17 protein-coding genes and 1 pseudogene are annotated in these 17,840 nt (G+C 59.9%); 7 read left to right on the top strand and 11 right to left on the bottom strand.

Features of this window, described 5'->3' with window-relative positions:
- The 4 genes and pseudogenes from HMPREF3096_RS31585 to HMPREF3096_RS22110 form a co-directional block, all read right to left on the bottom strand.
- Positions 1 to 239: pseudogene (locus HMPREF3096_RS31585) on the bottom strand (hypothetical protein); the annotation flags it as partial.
- Between the two features lie 144 nt (positions 240 to 383).
- Positions 384 to 686: a PTS lactose/cellobiose transporter subunit IIA gene (locus tag HMPREF3096_RS22100; protein WP_032731518.1), complete on the bottom strand. Its 303-nt coding sequence runs from the start codon at positions 684 to 686 to the stop codon at positions 384 to 386.
- A 97-nt stretch (positions 687 to 783) separates the two neighbouring features.
- On the bottom strand, positions 784 to 2,106 hold the full coding sequence (locus HMPREF3096_RS22105) for a PTS cellobiose transporter subunit IIC (RefSeq protein WP_002923156.1): 1,323 nt from the start codon (positions 2,104 to 2,106) through the stop codon (positions 784 to 786).
- A gap of 11 nt (positions 2,107 to 2,117) precedes the next feature.
- The gene (locus HMPREF3096_RS22110; protein WP_004145041.1) at positions 2,118 to 2,432 is read right to left on the bottom strand and encodes a PTS sugar transporter subunit IIB; all 315 of its coding nucleotides are present in this window, start codon (positions 2,430 to 2,432) and stop codon (positions 2,118 to 2,120) included.
- Between the two features lie 293 nt (positions 2,433 to 2,725).
- Here HMPREF3096_RS22110 and HMPREF3096_RS22115 point away from each other — a divergent pair, with 293 nt between their 5' ends.
- The 3 genes from HMPREF3096_RS22115 (at position 2,726) to HMPREF3096_RS22125 (ending at position 6,525) form a co-directional block, all read left to right on the top strand.
- On the top strand, positions 2,726 to 3,667 hold the full coding sequence (locus HMPREF3096_RS22115; RefSeq protein ID WP_032691298.1) for a LacI family DNA-binding transcriptional regulator: 942 nt from the start codon (positions 2,726 to 2,728) through the stop codon (positions 3,665 to 3,667).
- 211 nt (positions 3,668 to 3,878) lie between these two features.
- On the top strand, positions 3,879 to 5,249 hold the full coding sequence (locus tag HMPREF3096_RS22120) for an MFS transporter (RefSeq protein WP_012540273.1): 1,371 nt from the start codon (positions 3,879 to 3,881) through the stop codon (positions 5,247 to 5,249).
- A gap of 13 nt (positions 5,250 to 5,262) precedes the next feature.
- The gene (locus HMPREF3096_RS22125; RefSeq protein WP_008806772.1) at positions 5,263 to 6,525 is read left to right on the top strand and encodes a gallate dioxygenase; all 1,263 of its coding nucleotides are present in this window, start codon (positions 5,263 to 5,265) and stop codon (positions 6,523 to 6,525) included.
- Here HMPREF3096_RS22125 and HMPREF3096_RS22130 read toward each other — a convergent pair.
- Positions 6,522 to 7,748, bottom strand: coding sequence for a LysR family transcriptional regulator (locus HMPREF3096_RS22130; RefSeq protein WP_032731517.1), 1,227 nt, complete (start codon positions 7,746 to 7,748; stop codon positions 6,522 to 6,524). The two genes, HMPREF3096_RS22125 and HMPREF3096_RS22130, sit on opposite strands and share 4 nt — an antisense overlap.
- A 127-nt stretch (positions 7,749 to 7,875) precedes the next feature.
- On the opposite strand from HMPREF3096_RS22130, the gene galB reads away from it, so the two are divergent.
- From galB to HMPREF3096_RS22150, 4 genes are read left to right on the top strand one after another with little or no spacing between them, the layout of a single operon-like run.
- Positions 7,876 to 8,616: a 4-oxalmesaconate hydratase gene (gene galB, locus HMPREF3096_RS22135; RefSeq protein ID WP_008806774.1), complete on the top strand. Its 741-nt coding sequence runs from the start codon at positions 7,876 to 7,878 to the stop codon at positions 8,614 to 8,616.
- Entirely contained in the window at positions 8,613 to 9,326 is a 714-nt protein-coding gene (locus HMPREF3096_RS22140) for a 4-carboxy-4-hydroxy-2-oxoadipate aldolase/oxaloacetate decarboxylase (protein ID WP_032731516.1), read from the top strand. The genes galB and HMPREF3096_RS22140 overlap by 4 nt, the downstream gene beginning before the upstream one ends.
- On the top strand, positions 9,327 to 10,412 hold the full coding sequence (locus tag HMPREF3096_RS22145; RefSeq protein WP_070544608.1) for a 4-oxalomesaconate tautomerase: 1,086 nt from the start codon (positions 9,327 to 9,329) through the stop codon (positions 10,410 to 10,412).
- A gap of 2 nt (positions 10,413 to 10,414) precedes the next feature.
- Complete coding sequence (locus tag HMPREF3096_RS22150; protein ID WP_032731515.1) at positions 10,415 to 11,278, top strand: NAD(P)-dependent oxidoreductase; 864 nt, start codon at positions 10,415 to 10,417, stop codon at positions 11,276 to 11,278.
- A 3-nt stretch (positions 11,279 to 11,281) separates the two neighbouring features.
- Here HMPREF3096_RS22150 and HMPREF3096_RS22155 read toward each other — a convergent pair whose 3' ends face one another.
- From HMPREF3096_RS22155 to eefC, 6 genes are all read right to left on the bottom strand, one after another.
- Complete coding sequence (locus HMPREF3096_RS22155; protein WP_032731514.1) at positions 11,282 to 11,572, bottom strand: YicS family protein; 291 nt, start codon at positions 11,570 to 11,572, stop codon at positions 11,282 to 11,284.
- Positions 11,573 to 11,678: 106 nt separating this feature from the next.
- Positions 11,679 to 12,581, bottom strand: coding sequence for a DMT family transporter (locus HMPREF3096_RS22160; protein ID WP_032731513.1), 903 nt, complete (start codon positions 12,579 to 12,581; stop codon positions 11,679 to 11,681).
- Positions 12,582 to 12,745: 164 nt separating this feature from the next.
- Positions 12,746 to 14,176 carry a PTS N-acetylmuramic acid transporter subunit IIBC gene (gene murP, locus HMPREF3096_RS22165; protein ID WP_032731512.1) on the bottom strand — a complete coding sequence of 477 codons (1,431 nt, stop codon included), beginning with the start codon at positions 14,174 to 14,176 and terminating at the stop codon, positions 12,746 to 12,748.
- A 24-nt stretch (positions 14,177 to 14,200) separates the two neighbouring features.
- Positions 14,201 to 15,103, bottom strand: a complete 903-nt coding sequence (murQ, locus tag HMPREF3096_RS22170; RefSeq protein ID WP_012967024.1) for an N-acetylmuramic acid 6-phosphate etherase — start codon at positions 15,101 to 15,103, stop codon at positions 14,201 to 14,203.
- A 162-nt stretch (positions 15,104 to 15,265) separates the two neighbouring features.
- On the bottom strand, positions 15,266 to 16,429 hold the full coding sequence (locus tag HMPREF3096_RS22175) for a multidrug effflux MFS transporter (RefSeq protein WP_070544609.1): 1,164 nt from the start codon (positions 16,427 to 16,429) through the stop codon (positions 15,266 to 15,268).
- A gap of 45 nt (positions 16,430 to 16,474) precedes the next feature.
- Positions 16,475 to 17,839 carry a multidrug efflux RND transporter outer membrane subunit EefC gene (eefC, locus tag HMPREF3096_RS22180; RefSeq protein ID WP_012967026.1) on the bottom strand — a complete coding sequence of 455 codons (1,365 nt, stop codon included), beginning with the start codon at positions 17,837 to 17,839 and terminating at the stop codon, positions 16,475 to 16,477.
- Position 17,840: the final 1 nt, after the last annotated feature.

The following is a 17,840-nucleotide window of genomic DNA, read 5'->3' on the forward strand; positions in this document are numbered from 1 at the left end:
AGGCCGAACGGAATGGCCATATCCGGCGAGGCGGCGGTTGTCTGCGGGTTGGTGATCACGTCGACCTTTTTGTTGGCCGCGGCGTCGATTTTCGCCTGGCGGTCGGCCAGCGCTTTATCAACGGCTTTGGCAACGATGGCGTCGATCTGTTCCTGCGTAAATTCTTGCGCCATGACAGAAATTGGGCACAGCGCGGCGACAACCGCCATGGCTAAAGGCAGTTTTTTCACAGTATTCATGGTTATCTCGCTTTAATAATTAATATATTTCAGATAATAACCATCCCATTCTGGCTAAAATAAATAACCAAAATAAGCTGATTTGTTTTTTAGGGTACAGCGACGCCGGAGAATAATATTCTCGCTGACGTTATTTCATATTAATTAACGCTGGTACAGATGGATTAATTCTTCTGAGAACTCGCGGGCCAGCAGCGAATTCATCAGATGATCCTGGGCATGTACCATAATCAGCGTCATAGGCTGACGCGCTTCATCGGCATCCTGCCCGATGAGCTGGGTCTGCATCTGATGCGCCCGGCGGGCGTAGCCGTCGGCCTCATTTAAGAGTAAGCGCGCTTCGTCGATATTTCCGGTTCGGGCCGCATGCAACGCTTCAAAACATAATGAGCGTGACTGTCCTGCATTAACGATAATTTCCATTACCGCATCTTCTAATTCAATCATGTGTATTCCTGAGGTATTTATTATTTAATAATGCAGTGAAAGTCCATTTTCTGCATTATTACGCTGTCATCTTATTATCTCTCCGGAAGGAGAGGGATTAGCTAACGGTTTCTGCCACTGGAACGCTATTTTTGGCTTTCTCAACTTCGGTTTTCATTAAGGAACGTTCATAGGCGCGCAGGAACGGCAGGTAAATGACCGCCGACATCACCATGCAGATGAGACACATCACCACCGGACTCAGGGTCCAGTTGGCCGCCCATGACGCGCCAATTGGTGCCGGCGTGGTCCACGGAGTGAGGGACACCACCTGGCTCAGCCAGCCAAGACGCGTCGCGCCGTAAGCCAGCACCGCGTTGACCATCGGCACGCAGACGAAGGGGATAAACATCATCGGGTTCATGATGATTGGCGCCCCGAACAGAATCGGCTCGTTAATATTAAAGAAGCTCGGCACAATGCCCATCTTGCCGATGGTGCGCAGATGAGTGGCCCGGCTACGCAGCAGCAGGAAAGCCAGCGGCAGAGTCGAACCGACACCGCCAATCAGCAGATAGTGATCCCAGAAGCCCTGCAGATAGACGTGCGGCAGCACCGTACCCGCCGCCAGCGCCGCCTGGTTTGCCGACAGGTTGGCCATCCAGAACGGGTTCATAATGCCGGTAACAATCAGTGAGCCGTGGATCCCGGCGAACCAGAAAATCTGGCACATCAGAACGGAGAGCAAAATCGCCGGCAGCGAGTCGGAGGCGGAAACCAGCGGCTCCAGCAGATGCATGATCGCCTGCGGCAGGATCATCCCGGTCTGCGCTTCGATAAACAGGTTCAGCGGATGCAGAGTCGCAATGACCACCAGCACCGGGATCAGGATTTCAAACGAACGGGCGACGCCGGTGGGGACCTCTTTCGGCAGACGAATCGTAATGTTGTTTTGCTTCAGCCACGCATAAACGCGGGTGGAGTAGATGGCGGTGATCAGCGCGGTGAAAATGCCCTGACCGGACAGATACTGAGTGGAAATTTTGCCATCGGCATAGGGCGCGGCGACCAGCAGGAAGGCCATAAACGCCAGCAGACCGGACATTACCGGATCGAGCTGAAACTGACGACCGAGGCTGGCGCCAATGCCGACCGAGATAAAGAAGGTCATCACGCCCATGCTGAGGTTAAACGGCAGCATCAGCTGTTCGCGGTAGTGCTGGGAGAAATCAAGCCAGCCGCGGGCAAAGCCGTTGGTGGTATCGGGTGAAAACGGCGGAAAGATAAATACCAGCATGAAAGAGCCGATGATCATAAACGGCAAGGCGGCAGTGAAGCCATCGCGGATAGCGATAACGTATTTCTGCTGCCCAAGGCGTCCTGCCAGCGGAGTAATAGATTGCTCGATCACGGCAATCATGGACTGATACAGAGAACTCATTTCAACACCTCTCAGTGCGCCGCTGGGATCAGCGACAGAGCATAATTCAGGACGTTGTCTCCCCGCTGCATACCGTAGTCCATCGTATCGATGGGCTGAACGGGAATGTTCAGGGAAGCCGCTTTGTCAGACAGGGTTTTCAACATGTATTTCACCTGGGGGCCAAGCAACACCACCTGATACTGCGGAAACTGCATGTCAAATTCGGAAACGCCATAGGCATCAATCTGCACCGGCAGGTCACGTTCATTCGCCGCCTCCACCATCTTTCTGACCAGCAGACTGGTGGACATCCCGGCAGAGCAGCACAGCATAATCTTGTACATCGACGACCATCCTCAAAATGTAAAAAGTTATTGCGTGGATGATTTGATATCAGACGGAAACCGGTTTCCATTCATAAAAAGCAGAACTGTGATAGTGGTCAAGATCTCCTGCTTATGGGGCGGATTTATTGGATTTCGCTCACATTATTCTGTCGATTTGGCGATGTTTTGCGCTGAAATGGAAAATCGGTTTCCAAACAAATGGTGAAATGGATATACTGCGCTGGTCACAATTGAAGCGATTCAGGTTTACAGGATTTTGGCGGGACGCGGCGCCCGCGCAGGGGAAAATGATGTCGACAATCAATGATGTTTCACGACTTGCCGGGGTTTCCAAAGCCACGGTGTCGCGAGTGTTGAGCGGCTCACGTGGCGTGAAGGAAGCCAGTCGTCAGGCGGTGCTGCAGGCGGCGGAAGCGCTCAATTACCGGCCAAACATGATAGCCCAGTCGTTGCTCAGCCAGTCCACCGGCTGTATCGGCGTCATCTGCGCCCAGGACAACATCAATCAAACCACCAGCTATCTCTACGCCCTGGAAAAACAGCTCAGCCAGCACCAGAAGCACCTGCTGCTGCGCTTCGCCAACACCAGCAACGGCGTGATGAGCTCGCTGGAGGAGTTGACCTGCGGGTTGTGCGATAACGTGCTGATCATCGGCGCGCGTTTTCCCCTGAATATTAACCGCCCGGACGTGGTGCTGGTGGACTGCCTCGACAGCGAGGGCGACAACAGCATTCAGTTCGATCATGCCTTCGCTGCCGAAACCGCCTGCCACTATCTGATTAGCCAGGGCAGACGGCAGATTGCGCTGATTCATCCGCAGAGCAGCGGCTTTGCCGATCAGGTGCTGCTGGGCTACAAGCACGCGCTGGAAAAAAACTTTTTGCCGTTTAATCGCAACCTGGTGTTTCTGGATAACACCTCGCCGTCGGTGGCGGTGCAGGAGCTGGTCAATAACGCCACGACGCTGAACTTTAACGCGCTGTTGGTGAGCGATGAACAGCAGGCGCAGCGCGTGGTGCCGCAGCTGCAGGCGTTTAACCGCGCCGTTCCGCAAAATGTGATGGTGTTTAGTCTCGCCGGATCGTTACAGCTGCCCGGTATCCCCACCATTCCGGCCATTGAATATTCCATGGACGCGATGGCGTCGCGGATCGTCAACTGGCTGACCGAGAAAACGGACAACCCGGGCGGCAGCCCGCTGCGCGGCGATTTAATTATTCCGAAGCATTGAACACCGCTCTTGCCCTGACCCGCCGCCGTTGGCTGCGGGTTTTTTGCTGGCTGGTTTTTGTCGTATCCCTCACATTATAAATAAAACTCATATCTGACGCCGGGTTTTCGAACCGGACAGCCTGCGTGACCTGCCTTAAGTTGAGTACGAAAGTTCCACTCAAAAAACACTAACCAGAACATTCGTACCGCCTGCTTAAGGAAGTGACCCTATGAATCACATGAACGTTGTCGATGTGAAAGCGTGGATAGATGCCCGTCCGGTCTCGCGCTTTCAATGGAACGTGCTGCTGCTCTGTTTCATCATCATTATGCTGGATGGGTATGACGCCGCGGTGATGGGCTTTGTCGCCCCGGCGCTCATCGAGGACTGGGGCATCAGCCGGGCTGAAATGGGGCCGATTCTTGGGGCGGCCATGTTCGGCGTCGCCATTGGCGCCCTGGTGGCGGGCCCGCTTTCTGACCGCTACGGCCGAAAACGCATTTTACTCTGGTCGGTGGCGCTGTTTGCGCTGTTCAGCCTGGCCGGCGCCGTGGCGCAAAGCCCATCGCAACTGGCGCTGATGCGTTTTCTTACTGGCCTTGGCCTTGGCGCGGTGATGCCCAACTGCGTCACGCTGGTGGCGGAATATATGCCGGAGCGGCGTAAAGGGGTGATGATCACCCTGATGTACAGCGGTTTTAACGTGGGTTCCGGCCTCGGCGGCTTTATCGCCGCCGGTTTGTTATCGCATTACAGCTGGCACTCGGCGCTGATTTTTGGCGGCGTGCTGCCGCTCGTGGTGCTCCCCTTTATGATCGTGATGTTGCCGGAGTCGGCGATGAACATGGTGGCGCGCCGGCTACCGGGCGAGCAGATCGCCAGGGCGCTTAACCGGCTTGGGGGCCAGTTTACGGCGGAAACCGTTTTTCAGTTGAATGCGCCGCCCATCACGCGGAGCAGCAAAGTGGCGCAGCTGTTTCGGCATGGCTATGCCCGCGGCACGATAGCGCTGTGGCTGACCTATTTTATGGGGCTGTTCGTGATATATCTGCTGAACGGCTGGCTGCCAACCATTCTCCGCTCCGGCGGGCTGTCGCTGCAGCAGGCGGCGATGATGACCGGCTTGTTCCAGCTCGGCGGCCCGCTGGGCGGGATCCTTGTCGGTATGCTGATGGATCGCGCTTCGGCGAAAGCCGTGATTGCGGCAACCTATTTCCTCGGCTGCCTGTGCCTGTTGTCCCAAGGGTTGATGGATTTCGGATCGGCGGCGCTGTCGGTGCTGATTTTTATCAGCGGGATGTGCATTAACGGCGCGCAGAACGGTCTGCAGGCCTATTCGCCAGCCTATTATCAAACCGAGATCCGTGCTACCGGCGTCAGCTGGATGCATGGTATCGGCCGTACCGGGGCTATTCTCAGCTCCACGCTGGGCGGGATGCTGATGCTGGCCGTACCGGGACACTCGTCGATCTTTTTGGTGCTTGCGCTGCCGGCCTGCCTGGCGGGGATCTGTATTTTGTTGCACCGTATGAATCACGCTAAGCCTCGACTCACAGAGGCAGAACTGGACGCTTTGTCATCCCCCCTGGAACACCGATAAGTGGAGTTATCTGATGGCTAACATTCTCGGCGGTATCGCCGTCTCTCATACCCCGACTATCGGCTTCGCGGTCGATCATCATAAACAGCAGGACCCGGCGTGGTCGCCGATCTTCCAGAGCTTCGAACCGCTGCAGCGCTGGCTGGAGGAGAAAAAACCGGATGCGCTGGTGTACATCTTTAATGATCATGTGACCGCCTTTTTCTTCGATCACTATTCGACTTTTACGCTGGGAATCGACAGTCAATATGACGTTGCCGATGAAGGCGGCGGACCACGCTGTCTGCCGCCGGTCCAGGGCAATGCGGCGCTCTCAAGGCACATTGGCGCCAGCCTGATGGCCGATGAGTTTGATATGTCGTTCTTTATGGATAAAAAGCTCGACCACGGCCTTTTCTCGCCGCTTTCGGCGCTGCTGCCCTGGGATGAAGCGCAGGGGTGGCCGACGGCGGTGATCCCGTTACAGATCGGCGTGCTGCAATTTCCGGTACCGAGCGCGCGCCGTTGTTACAAACTCGGCCAGGCGCTGCGCCGGGCAATTGAAAGCTTCCCGGAAGATATCAATGTGGCGATTGTCGCGACCGGCGGGCTCTCGCATCAGGTTCATGGCGAGCGCTGCGGATTTAATAATCCCGACTGGGATGCCCAGTTTGTTGACATGCTGGTTAATGACCCGGAAAAGCTCACCGAAATGACCCTTGGCGAATATGCTGAGCTGGGGGGGATGGAGGGGTCCGAAGTGATCATGTGGCTGGTGATGCGCGGCGCGCTATCAGCCAATGTCACCGAAACCTGGCGCGACTATTACCTGCCGTCGATGACCGGTATCGCCACGCTGATCCTTGAGAACAATGCGCGCCTGCCCCCCGTCGATACCCTGACGCGCCATCGCCAGCATATGGCGCAGCAGCTGGCCGGGGTGGAGAAACTGCCGGGAACCTATCCTTTTACCCACGAGCGCAGCCTGAATGGCTTGCGGCTTAACCGTTTCCTGCATCGGCTGATTGAGCCTGCCTGGCGCGAACGTTTTCTGCAGTCGCCTCAGTCGCTTTATGCCGAAGCCGGACTGAGTGAGGAGGAACAGCAGTTGCTCAACGCACGCGACTGGCGGGGATTGATTCAGTATGGCGCCAGTTTCTTCCTGCTGGAGAAAATGGGCGCGGTGGTCGGCGTATCCAACCTGCATATTTACGCCGCGATGCGCGGGCAGACGCTGGAGGCGTTTCAGCAAACGCGCAACCAACAGGTAACCTATTCGGTGGCGGGTAAACGTTAAACGGTCCCGTCCTGAACCTGCTGATAGATAAAACGCAACAGCGCCTGCGTCGCCGGGGAGGGCAGGCTGCCGGCGCGAAACGTCAGCCCGATACGCCGGGTGGTATCGGGCAGGGGGACCGGCAACACGCTGAGCAGCCCATTGTCAGTTTCAAAACGCATCTGGCTGGCGGAGACTGCCGCCAGCATGTCGGAGTCCTGCAGCAATCCTCTCACCATCGCCGCATCCCCGGTCTCCACCGTCGGTTGGGGCAGCGGCAGCCCCAGGGTGATAAACGCCTTATCCAGCAAATGGCGCGCCGGCGCGTTGGCGCGCGGCAGCACCCATTGCGCGGTCGCCAGCTGGCTGCGCGGATCCGGATGGCGCAGCAGCGGGTGGTTATTACGCAGTAAAATCAACATATCCTCTTCAAATAACGCCTCGCTACAGAGGTCCGGAAGATCTTCATCCTGACGCAGGGCGCCGATAATAAAATCGATATTACCTGCCCGCATATCGGCGACCAGCGACTCATACGGGCTTTCATTGGTCATGAGGGTAATGCCCGGGTGCTGAGCCAGAAAGGCGGCGATGGCGGAGGGCAGTAGCCGGGTCCGGCTCAGCGGCAGGGCGCCAATGCGCACGGTGCCCTCCAGCACCCCGCGACGGGCGGCGATATCGCTCCAGATGTTTTCCAGCTCGTTGAGCGCTCTGCTGACCGGGGGATAGAGTAGCTCCGCGGCGGGCGTGGGGCGCACCCCTTCTGGCGTCCGGCGAAATAGCGCCGAATCCGCCCCTTTCTCCAGGACCTTCAGCGCGGCGCTGACCGCCGGCTGGGTGATCCCCAACTGTTGCGCGACGGTTTGGGTATGGTTGACGTGATAGAGCTGAATAAATATGGCTAACCGGCGGGTATTGAACAGCCAGCCGGCGTCCGCCAGCGGGCCGCTGGTGCGGGTATGGTGTTTCTGCAACAGCGCCGGAATGGCCTGCAGGTCGTCAATCGCCCGCCGGGCGCGCGGCAGGATGCACTTGCCATACTCGGTGGGCACCATGCCGCTGTAATGGCGTTCGAACAGCGTGACGTTCAACGCGGCTTCAAGGTCGCGGATGGCCCGGGTTATCGCTGACTGCGTGCGGAATAAGTCATCGGCCGCACGCGAGACGCTGCCGCGCAGCGCGACCTGACAGAAAAAACGCAGCTGCATGATATTTATGATTTTATCGTGCTTTTTCTTCAGCATGGTTCGTCAGGCCTGGAACAGTGAGTGAGTTGACAACATAAATAAAAATCATAGCCTTCGCAAGTTAACGAATTACCTCCCTGCGACGGGACATGACAAGCTGAAAAAAACAACAGAGGAAGCCATCATGTCTCATCCGGTTAGCGAAAAAAGTGCCCTTGTCGTCAGCGCCCACTCGGCCGATTTCGTCTGGCGCGCGGGCGGTGCGATAGCGCTGCATGCCCTGCAGGGCTATCAGGTCCATGTGGTCTGTTTATCCTTTGGCGAGCGCGGCGAGTCCGCCAAACTGTGGCGCAAAGGCAACATGACCGAGGAGGCGGTGAAGCAGGTGCGTCGCGAAGAGGCGCAGGCCGCCGCTGAGATCCTGGGCGCCAGCGTCGAATTCTTTGATATCGGCGACTATCCGCTGCGCGCCGATAAAGAGACGCTGTTTCGTCTGGCGGATGTGTATCGCCGTATCCAGCCCCACTTTGTCCTGACGCACTCCCTGCACGATCCCTATAACTACGATCATCCGCTGGCCTCCCATCTGGCGCAGGAAGCACGGATTATCGCCCAGGCAGAAGGCTATCGCCCCGGCGAGAAAATTGTCGCTGCTCCCCCGGTTTACTGTTTCGAACCGCACCAGCCGGAGCAGTGCAACTGGAAACCCGATGTGTTACTGGACATCACCGCTGTCTGGGAGAAAAAGTATCAGGCCATTCAGTGCATGCAGGGTCAGGAGCATCTGTGGGAATACTACACCCGCGTGGCGCTGCAGCGCGGAGTGCAGGCCAAACGCAATATCGGCATCACGGCCGCGCGCGATATCGTTCACGGCGAAGCCTTCCAGAGCATCTTCCCCCGCGTAACGGAGAACCTGGCATGAACTTGTTAAATAAAAAAGGCCTTGTGATCCGCCACCTGCCGCGCCATGACGAGGCGGTTTTGCGCCGCTGTGAGGCGGCCGGGGTGGCGACGCTCCATGAAGCCTGGGAGCGCCAGGGGCTGATGGGGCCGGCAATCCGTCCGATTCAGCAGGGCGTCAGCCGGGCGGGCAACGCGGTAACCGTGCTGGTGACGCCAGGCGACAACTGGATGTTTCATGTCGCGGTCGAGCAGTGCCGCGCCGGCGATATTCTGGTGGTGGCCCCGACGTCGCCGTGCGGCGATGGCTTCTTCGGCGATCTGCTGGCGACGTCTCTCCAATCGCGCGGCGTGGTCGGTCTGGTGGGCGATATCGGCATTCGTGATTCGCAGACTTTGCGGGAGATGGGATTCGCCGTCTGGTCCCGTCAGGTTTATGCCCAGGGAACGGTGAAAGAGAGCCTCGGTTCGGTTAACGTCCCGGTGATTTGCGCAGGCCAGCTTGTGCAGCCGGGCGATGTCGTGGTGGCCGACGACGATGGCGTCGTGGTGCTGCCTCACGCGCAGGTCCGTGATGTGCTCGATAAAGCGGAAGCCCGTATGAGCAATGAGCTTGCGAAGCGTGAGCGGATGCGCCATGGCGAGCTGGGGCTGGATATTTACGCGATGCGCCCGCGTCTGGCGGAAAAGGGGCTGCGGTATTACGACCGCGCAGACGAGGTGGAGGAATAAATGGCGCAACGCGGAATCCCCTGTCTATGGATGCGCGGCGGCACCTCGAAGGCAGCCTGTTTTCTGGCTGACGATCTGCCTGCCGATCCGGTGCAACGTGATGCGGTGCTGCTGGCGGTGATGGGCTCGCCTGATCCCCGGCAAATTGACGGGATCGGCGGCGCCGATCCGCTGACCAGTAAAGTGGCGATTATCCGCCGCTCCGCACGGCCTGACGCCGATGTGGACTATCTGTTTGCCCAGGTGAACGTGGCGGCGGCCACCGTGGATTACGGCCAAAACTGCGGCAATATTCTCGCCGCCGTTGGCCCTTTCGCCATCGAGCGTGGTCTGGTTCGCCACGATGCGCCGCTCACTCGGGTGCGTATTTATATGGAGAACACGGGGCAACTGGCGGTGGCAGAGATCCCCTGCGATGCCGACGGGGTCGACTACGCCGGCGAGAGTCGTATCGATGGCGTGCCGGGCAGCGCCAGCCCGATCCTGCTCCATTTTCTTGATGTGGCGGGCTCCAGCTGCGGGGCGCTGCTGCCGACCGGCCGGGTTCGTGACCGTTTTGACGGCGTTGAGGTGACCTGCATCGATAACGGTATGCCGGTGATCCTGCTGCGCGCTTCCGACCTCGGTTGCACCGGCTATGAGACGCGCGAACAGCTGGATAATGACGATGCGCTTAAACGTCGCCTGGAGTCGATTCGCCTGCAGGCCGGGCCGCTGATGCAGCTTGGCGACGTCAGCCAGCGCACGGTGCCCAAGATGACCCTGATCGCCGAACCGCGACACGGCGGCGCCATCAGCAGCCGCACCTTTATCCCCCACCGCTGCCACGCGTCAATCGGCGTGTTTGGCGCGGTGAGTGTGGCCAGCGCCTGTCTGCTTCCTGGATCCGTCGCGTATCGCCTGGCGCAGGTAGCGCCAGGCGATACGCCGCTGCTCAGCGTCGAGCATCCGACAGGCGAATTTAGCGTGACACTTCAGCTTGATGCTGACGGCGCCCTGGCTGGCTGCGGCCTGTTACGCACGGCGCGACTGCTGTTTGCTGGCGAGGTTTTTATTCCGGCCCGCGTCTGGCCGCGTGAGGAGTGATGATGACAATCGCGTTTATTGGTTTTGGCGAGGCGGGTGGCATTCTGGCGGCGGATCTGGCCCGTGAGCATGCGGTGACCATGTGGGATTGCAAGCTCAATGGCCCGGCGCGAGAGGCGATGGGCAAAAAAGCCCGTGATTCGCGCGTTCAGGTGGGAAATTCGCTGGCGCAGGCCCTGGAGGGGGCCACGCTGGTTTTTTCTACTGTGACCGCCGGTGAGGCGCTAAAGGTGGCGCAGCAGGCCGCCGCGCTGCTGCAGCCGGGGCAATACTTCCTCGATCTCAACTCCGTGGCGCCGGAGACGAAACGGCAGGCGGCTGAACATTTTCTGCCGGGCACCTACATCGATGTCGCGGTGATGGCGCCGGTACCGCCGGCCCGATTGCAGACACCGTTATTGATCGGCGGGCCGCAGGCGGAGGCGATCGCGCCGCGTCTGCAGGGGCTGGGGCTGAATGCCCGCTATGGCGCCAGTACGGTGGGCCAGGTGTCGGCGATAAAAATGTGCCGTAGCGTGATGATCAAAGGTCTTGAAGCGCTTACCACAGAATGCCTGTTCGCGGCTCGTGAATATGGCGTCGAGGAGGAGGTGCTTAGCTCCTTGCATCATAGTTTCCCCTCTCTGGGCTGGACAGGAGCGTTCCCCGACTATCTGATCAGCCGGGTGGCGGAACATGGCATTCGGCGCAGCGAAGAGATGGAAGAGGTGGTGAAAACCCTGCGTGACGTGGGGAGCGCCGGGATAATGAGCGAGGCGATCGCGAAAAGCCAGCGCCAGCTGCCGGAGCAGATGGCCGCCCGTAGCCTGAGCTACAGGCAGCTGACGCCGTTTGACTGGAAAACGCTGGTCGCCAGGCTGAAATAACCGCTATTTGGCCGGACAGACGATTTTGTCGATTGCGGCCTGGTAGCTTTTTTGGTTATTGCGCTCTTTCGCCAGCGTTGCTTCGCGGACCGCGTTCTTGTTACCGTCGGTCGCCAGCACTTTATTGGCAAAATCGTTGTCGCTGAGGTGGCTTGCTGGCGGGCATTTTTCCTTCACCGCTTTGAGCACCTGCTGTTTTTGCTGCTCGAACTGCAGGCTTTGCAGCGGTGATTCGGCCCACGCCGACGTGGCGCTCAGGGCGGTGACCAGGCATACCATCCAACATGCTTTCATCAGGCTTCTCCTTCCGTAATCGCTTCCGTCAACTATATGCGCAGGCGCGAAAACACGCAAATAGTGGTCAGTTTAACTTATTGAAAATGCAATTTTTATCGCCTGCTCAGGCGGCTCTCACCCGCCGCCGCGAGTCGATGGCGATCAGCACCACCGACGCGAGGATCAGCAGAGTGCCCAGCCAGTCCGGCAGCGTGAAGGTGATCCCCAGCAGCAGGAGCGACAGCAGGGCGCTGCTCAGCGGTTCGGCGCAGCTGAGGATCCCGGCCTTCGCGCCGCCAATTTTCTGCGCGCCGTTAAGATAAAGGCTGAAGGTCAGCGAAGTACCGATCACCACCAGGTAGAAAAAGGCTAACAGCAGGCTACCGTTCACCACAAAATCGGTGCCCTGGCCGCCGTAAAACGGCAGCAGCATCGCGCCGCCGAACAGCATGCTCCAGCCGACGATCGGCAGCGTCCCGTAGCGGGCAATCAGCGTCGAGGGATAGGTGGTATAAAACGCGGCCGCAAACGCCGAGGCGATCCCCCAGAACAGCGCCGCCGGCGAAATCGACAGCGTCGTTGGGTTGCCGTGGGTCACCAGCAGAAAGGTGCCCGCCAGCGAGGTGCAGATAGCCCCCAGCACCAGCGGAGTGGGACGCGCTTTGCGGGCGAGGGCGAACCAGGCGACGATGATCGTCGGGGACAGGAACTGCAGCACCGTGGCCGTGGCGGCATTGGATTTTTCAATGGTCATCAGAAAGGTGAACTGCACGGTTAGCGCGCCAAACAGCGAGAAAAACAGCAGGCTTAGGGCGTCGTGGCGGTTTTGCAGCACGCGGAAAATGCGGTCGCCGTGAACAAAGCCGAGCATTAGCAGGATCAGCCCGGCGAACAGCAGACGCGTCATGGTCAGAAACGGCGACGACATCTGGCTTTCCTGCATAATAAATTGCGCACACACCCCGGAACTGCCCCACAGCACGGCGGCAATCAGTACGTTCAGCATCCCTTTTTTGCTGGAGCCCATCTTTTCCTCAAGCGAAATATGACAAAGGGGAATCATAGCATGCGCGCGCCCGGGCGGCGGGGCAGGAAATGGTAGTCGGGCGCGGCGGCGGGCCGGCAGACGTCACTGTTTTTACAGGCCCGGTAAGGCGAAGCCGCCACCGGGCACTACCCGACAGTCGCGTTCTAACTTAAATCGACATTTTTACTGCCGAACAGCCAGGTGAGGACAAAGCCACACAGGTAGGAGACCGCCAGCCCGCCGGCGTAGACCGCCATCCCGGCGTAAATTCCGCTGCCGGAGGTCATCAGCGGCAGCGCCACCAGCCCGGACGGGCCGAACACCGTGTTCAGGCCGACCGGCAGCCCCAGCCAGGCGATCAGTCCGACGAAGAACCCGCCGCAGGCGCCGCCGAGGCAGGCGGTGACAAACGGCTTCATCCGCGGCAGGGTGACGCCGTAGATCAGCGGCTCGCCAATCCCGAGGAAGCCCGGAATAATCGCCCCTTTAATCTGGGTTCGCAGCAGCGAATCGCGCTTCGCCCGCCAGAATAGCGCCAGCGCCGCCCCCACCTGCCCGGCCCCGGCCATCGCCAGGATCGGGAACAGCGAGTTAAAGCCCTGGGCGTCCACCAGCGCAAAATAGACCGGGACAAACCCCTGATGGACGCCGAACATCACCGCCAGCAGGAACAGGCCGGCCAGCACCGCCGAGCCAAACGGGTTGCCGTTAAGATGCAGGAACAGCCACGACATGCCGGTAAACAACCAGCCGCCAATCGGCATGATCACCGTAAAGGTCACCGCGCCCATGATCAGCAGCGTCACCGCCGAAGTGAGGATCATATCGAGGTTGGCCGGCATTACCCGCCGCACCTGGCGTTCAACCCACGCCCCAAGGATAGCGGCGATCAATACGCCGATGATATTGCCGCGCGGATCGATGCCGTGGCCGAAGAAGGTGGAAATGCCAGCGTAGAAGCCGCTGGTTGCCTCCGGGTTGTAGCCCAGCACGAACAGCGAGGCGATAATCGCGCCGTTCACGCCGGAGCCGCCGAACGCCTTCTGCGCGTTATAGCCAATCAGGATACTCAGGAAGGTGAACATCCCTTTGCTGAAGACCTTCATGTAGCCAATCAGCGCTACCAGGCTGGCGTTCGGATGGGCGTTCTCCAGCACGAAAACCTGTTCCGCCAGGGTGGCGAAGCCCAGCAGCAGCCCGACGGCGATAAAGCCGGGGATCAGCGGCGTAAAGATGGTGGCGAATTTGGCGAGAAACTTCTGCACCGCGCTGGTCTGCTTGCCCTTCAGCGCCTGCTTTTTCTCTGCCGCGACGTCGGCCAGCGACGGCGCGGCGGGCGCCTCCTCCAGCAGGCCGTTCATCATCTCGGCGGCGGTTTGCGCCTTGCCGGGGCCGAGCACCACCTGGAACTGCTCGTCGCTGACGATCACCCCCATTACGCCGTCAATCTGGCGGATGGCGGCGCTGTCGGCCAGACTTTCATCGCGCAGGGTCAAGCGCAGGCGCGTCATGCAGTTGCCCGCCTGCGCGACGTTTGCGGCGCCGCCTACGTGGGCGAGGATCCGCGCTATCATCTCTTTCGTTATTTTTGCCATTGCCCGTTACCTGTCTGCCGGTGCTCAGGTGTTGCTGAGCGCCTTGCGGATATAGCCGTTGTTTTTTGCCAGCAGCGACTGCGCGTCTTCGGCGCTTAAGTCCGCCAGCACCATCACGATCGCCGTTTTACAGTGGCGGCCGCAGGCCTCCAGCGCCTTCCGGGCAGTGGGGCGATCGCAGTCGGTCGCCTCCATCACGATAGAGACCTGGCGCTCAATCAGCTTGGCGTTGGTCGCTTCGACGTCGACCATCAGGTTGCTGTACACCTTGCCGACGCGGATCATCGCCCCGGTGGAGATCATGTTCAGCACCAGCTTCTGCGCGGTACCGGCTTTCAGGCGGGTAGAGCCAGTGACCACTTCCGGGCCGACCACCGGGGTGATCGCCACATCCGCCAGCTGGGCCATTTCGCCATGCGGGTTACAGCTGACGATGGCGACAAAGGCATTCTGACTATGGGCGTATTCCATGGCGCCAATGACGTACGGCGTGCGTCCGCTGGCCGCCAGTCCCACCAGCACATCGCGGTGGCTGAAGTTCAGGTTCTGCAGATCCATCGCCCCCTGCGCTTTGTTGTCTTCCACGTTTTCCACGGCGCTGAGAATCGCTTTATGTCCGCCGGCGATGATCCCCACCACCTGCTCCGGGCGGGTGCCGAAGGTTGGCGGGCATTCGCTGGCATCGAGGATCCCCAGACGCCCTGAGGTACCCGCGCCGATATAAATCAAGCGGCCACCGGCCTGCAGCGCCGTCGCGACCTTATCCACCACCTCGGCAATCTGCGGCAGATAGGGCGTAATCGCCTGGGCTACCTGCTGGTCTTCCTGGTTTATCACCGTCAGCATGTCGAGGGTGGAGAGGGTGTCAATGTTGGCGCTGTTGGCGTTGCGTCGCTCGGTCAGCAGTTTGCTCAGGTCGATACTCATAGAAACCTCGTTATTCTCAGTGGCGCGCAGTATAAGGAATTATTTATTCCTTGCTTGTGAAGAGTATCACGATTAGTACACGGAGAATAATAGGAGAATGGTAGGTATGGCGGGAAATAGTGCGGTAATAAATCTGGAATATTTTATTACCGCAGCAGGAGATTAGCGCGCGCTGCGCGGTTTGCTGAGGCCCAGCAGCAGCGCCAGCAGGTAGCAGATGGCCATCGCGAGGCTCATTTTCAGCATCGTTTCACCGCCGAGGCCTGCCAGCGGCGCGGCGATGCCGCCGAAGACAAACATCAGGGTGCCCATCAGCGCGGACCCGGTCCCGGACTGCGCGGCATCGACGGCGCTCATCGCCTCCGCGCCAGCGACGGTGCTGATGCCGCTCATCAGCGACACGGTAAAGAACAGGCCGACCAGCGCCAGCACCGGCAGCTGCAGCCAGGCAAACAGCAGCATGATCGCCGCACAGCTCACCGCCAGCGTCAGGCCGCCGCGCAGCAAGCTTTCGGCGCTAAAGCGGCGCGCCAGGCGGGAAAAGATCATCGCCGCGATAATCAGCCCGATACCGTTCAGACCGAACAGCAGGCTGAACTGCATGGCGCTCATGCCGTATTCGCTTTGCATCACGAAGGAAGAGGAGCCGATGTAAGAGAACAGCCCGGCCATCATAAAGGCCTGAATCAGGCAGAAGCGCAGAAAGCGGCGATTTTTCAGCACCGGCTGGCCGCGTTGCTGGCGGGCGGCATGCGTTGCTGTGGCCGGGCGCGTTTCCCGCAGGATCGTCAGGCTCATCACCAGCAGCACGCCGCCGATGGCGGCCATCGTCCAGAAGAGAATTCGCCAGTCGAAGGCGGTGATAACGTAGCCGCCCAGCACCGGGGACAGCACCGGCGCAATGCCGTTCACGGTCATCAGCAGGGCGAAAAATTGGGTCAGCAGGGTGCCCTGGTATTTATCGCGGGCGATGGATCGCGACAGCACCGAGCCGCCGGCGCCGGCGAAGCCCTGTAAAAAGCGCCAGACAATCAGCATGTTGATATCCTGGGTCAGGGCGCACATCGCCGAAGCAAAGATAAACAGCAGCAGAGACAGCGCCAGCGGTTTCAGGCGGCCAATGCGATCGCTCAGCGGGCCGAAAAACAGCTGACCCAGGCCGAGGCCAATCAGCGCGGCGGTCAGCGACAGCTGGGTCTGGGTGCTGGTGGCCTGCAGCTGCTGAGTGATCTCCGGCAGCGCCGGCAGATAAAAATCCGTGCACAGCGGGCCGATACCCGACAGCAGGCCGAGGATCAGCGCCCAGGAGAGGGAGACACGTGGCATAACGATTCCTTACAGAAGCCGGGCGCGGCCGCCCGGCGGGTGAAATTAACTGGCGCCGCCGCCCAGCGACTGCCAGAGGGTGATCCGGTTATTGAGGTCGGTCTGCTGCAGGGACAGCAGCGTCGTCTTCGCCGACCACAGCGTGCGCTGGGCCGTAAGCACCGACAGATAATCGCCGACTCCGGCCTGATAGCTCTTCATGGCGATATCCAGCGATGTCTGCTCGGCGGCGACGTACTGCCGCTGGGCATCGAGCTCTTCGCTCAGCGTTTCCCGGCGCGCCAGCGCATCGGCAACGTCCTTAAAGGCGCTCTGAATCGATTTCTCGTAGGTGGCGATCAACCCCTTTTTCTCCGCTTCCGCATAGCGCAGCTGCGCCAGGTTGCTGCCGCCGGTGAACAGCGGCAGGCTGATGGAGGGGGCGAACGACCACACCTGCATCCCGTGGCTGAACAGCGACGACAGCGAGTCGCTGCCGACCCCGGCGCTGGCGGTCAGGGAAATCGACGGGAAGAAGTTCGCCCGCGCCGCGCCGATATCGGCATTGGCGCTCTTCAGATTGTGCTCCGCTTCCTGAATGTCCGGCCGGCGCAGCAGCACCGACGACGACACGCCCGCCGGCACCAGCGCGATGCTGTTATCCCCGAGACTCTCGAGGGTGCCGGGCAACAGGCTCTCCGGCACTGTTTCCCCCGCCAGCAGGTTAATGGCGTTTTTATCCTGCGCCACCAGCGTGCGATAGCTGGCGACGCTGGCGCGCGCCTGCTGATAGACGCTTTCCGCCGAGCTTACATCGCCGGCGGAAGCGGTACCCACCGCCATCTGGCGGGCGACGATGTTGCGCGAGTTTGCTGCGCTGTCCATGGTCTGCTGCGCCAGCGCCAGATTGCTGTTATCCGTCGCCAGCGTTACCCAGGCGGTGGTCAAATCGGCAATCATCGTCAGCCGGGTATTCTGCGCGGTGAATTCGCTGGCAAGCCAGGTTTCGCGCGCCGCGCGCGACAGGCTCTGGTTCTTGCCGAACAAGTCCAGCTCGAAGCTGGAGACCGCGCCGTCGGCCTGCGAAGCGGAGCTCAGGCCGCTGGCTACCGTTTTGCTGCGGGTATGGCTCAGCTCGGCATCGACGGTAGGAAACAGCGACGCCCGCGTCTCGCCGTACTGGGCGCGCGCGGCCTCGATATCGGCCAGCGCTTTTTGCACATCGCGGTTGCTGTTCAGCGCGAGACTGACCACTTTTTTCAGCCGCGCGTCATTGACCACTTTCTGCCAGTCGCCGACCACCGCCGTCGATTCGCCGTGCGCCCCGGGCAGGGTGGCCGGCACCGGCGCGGCCGGGCGATCATAATGCGGGTCAAGCGAGACGCAGCCCGCGGTCAGGAGCGCGATAAACATAAAACTCAAACGAAACATA

Origin of the sequence: Klebsiella sp. HMSC25G12, from assembly GCF_001807705.1 — a bacterium.
Taxonomy (GTDB): domain Bacteria; phylum Pseudomonadota; class Gammaproteobacteria; order Enterobacterales; family Enterobacteriaceae; genus Klebsiella; species Klebsiella variicola.

Bases quoted from the DNA above. Each gene is read 5' to 3' on its own strand.
- HMPREF3096_RS22100 (WP_032731518.1), bottom strand. From the start codon at position 686: ATGATTGAATTAGAAGATGCGGTAATGGAAATTATCGTTAATGCAGGA.
- HMPREF3096_RS22105 (WP_002923156.1), bottom strand. From the start codon at position 2,106: ATGAGTTCTCTGTATCAGTCCATGATTGCCGTGATCGAGCAATCTATT.
- HMPREF3096_RS22110 (WP_004145041.1), bottom strand. From the start codon at position 2,432: ATGTACAAGATTATGCTGTGCTGCTCTGCCGGGATGTCCACCAGTCTG.
- HMPREF3096_RS22115 (WP_032691298.1), top strand. From the start codon at position 2,726: ATGTCGACAATCAATGATGTTTCACGACTTGCCGGGGTTTCCAAAGCC.
- HMPREF3096_RS22120 (WP_012540273.1), top strand. From the start codon at position 3,879: ATGAATCACATGAACGTTGTCGATGTGAAAGCGTGGATAGATGCCCGT.
- HMPREF3096_RS22125 (WP_008806772.1), top strand. From the start codon at position 5,263: ATGGCTAACATTCTCGGCGGTATCGCCGTCTCTCATACCCCGACTATC.
- HMPREF3096_RS22130 (WP_032731517.1), bottom strand. From the start codon at position 7,748: ATGCTGAAGAAAAAGCACGATAAAATCATAAATATCATGCAGCTGCGT.
- galB (WP_008806774.1), top strand. From the start codon at position 7,876: ATGTCTCATCCGGTTAGCGAAAAAAGTGCCCTTGTCGTCAGCGCCCAC.
- HMPREF3096_RS22140 (WP_032731516.1), top strand. From the start codon at position 8,613: ATGAACTTGTTAAATAAAAAAGGCCTTGTGATCCGCCACCTGCCGCGC.
- HMPREF3096_RS22145 (WP_070544608.1), top strand. From the start codon at position 9,327: ATGGCGCAACGCGGAATCCCCTGTCTATGGATGCGCGGCGGCACCTCG.
- HMPREF3096_RS22150 (WP_032731515.1), top strand. From the start codon at position 10,415: ATGACAATCGCGTTTATTGGTTTTGGCGAGGCGGGTGGCATTCTGGCG.
- HMPREF3096_RS22155 (WP_032731514.1), bottom strand. From the start codon at position 11,572: ATGAAAGCATGTTGGATGGTATGCCTGGTCACCGCCCTGAGCGCCACG.
- HMPREF3096_RS22160 (WP_032731513.1), bottom strand. From the start codon at position 12,581: ATGGGCTCCAGCAAAAAAGGGATGCTGAACGTACTGATTGCCGCCGTG.
- murP (WP_032731512.1), bottom strand. From the start codon at position 14,176: ATGGCAAAAATAACGAAAGAGATGATAGCGCGGATCCTCGCCCACGTA.
- murQ (WP_012967024.1), bottom strand. From the start codon at position 15,103: ATGAGTATCGACCTGAGCAAACTGCTGACCGAGCGACGCAACGCCAAC.
- HMPREF3096_RS22175 (WP_070544609.1), bottom strand. From the start codon at position 16,429: ATGCCACGTGTCTCCCTCTCCTGGGCGCTGATCCTCGGCCTGCTGTCG.
- eefC (WP_012967026.1), bottom strand. From the start codon at position 17,839: ATGTTTCGTTTGAGTTTTATGTTTATCGCGCTCCTGACCGCGGGCTGC.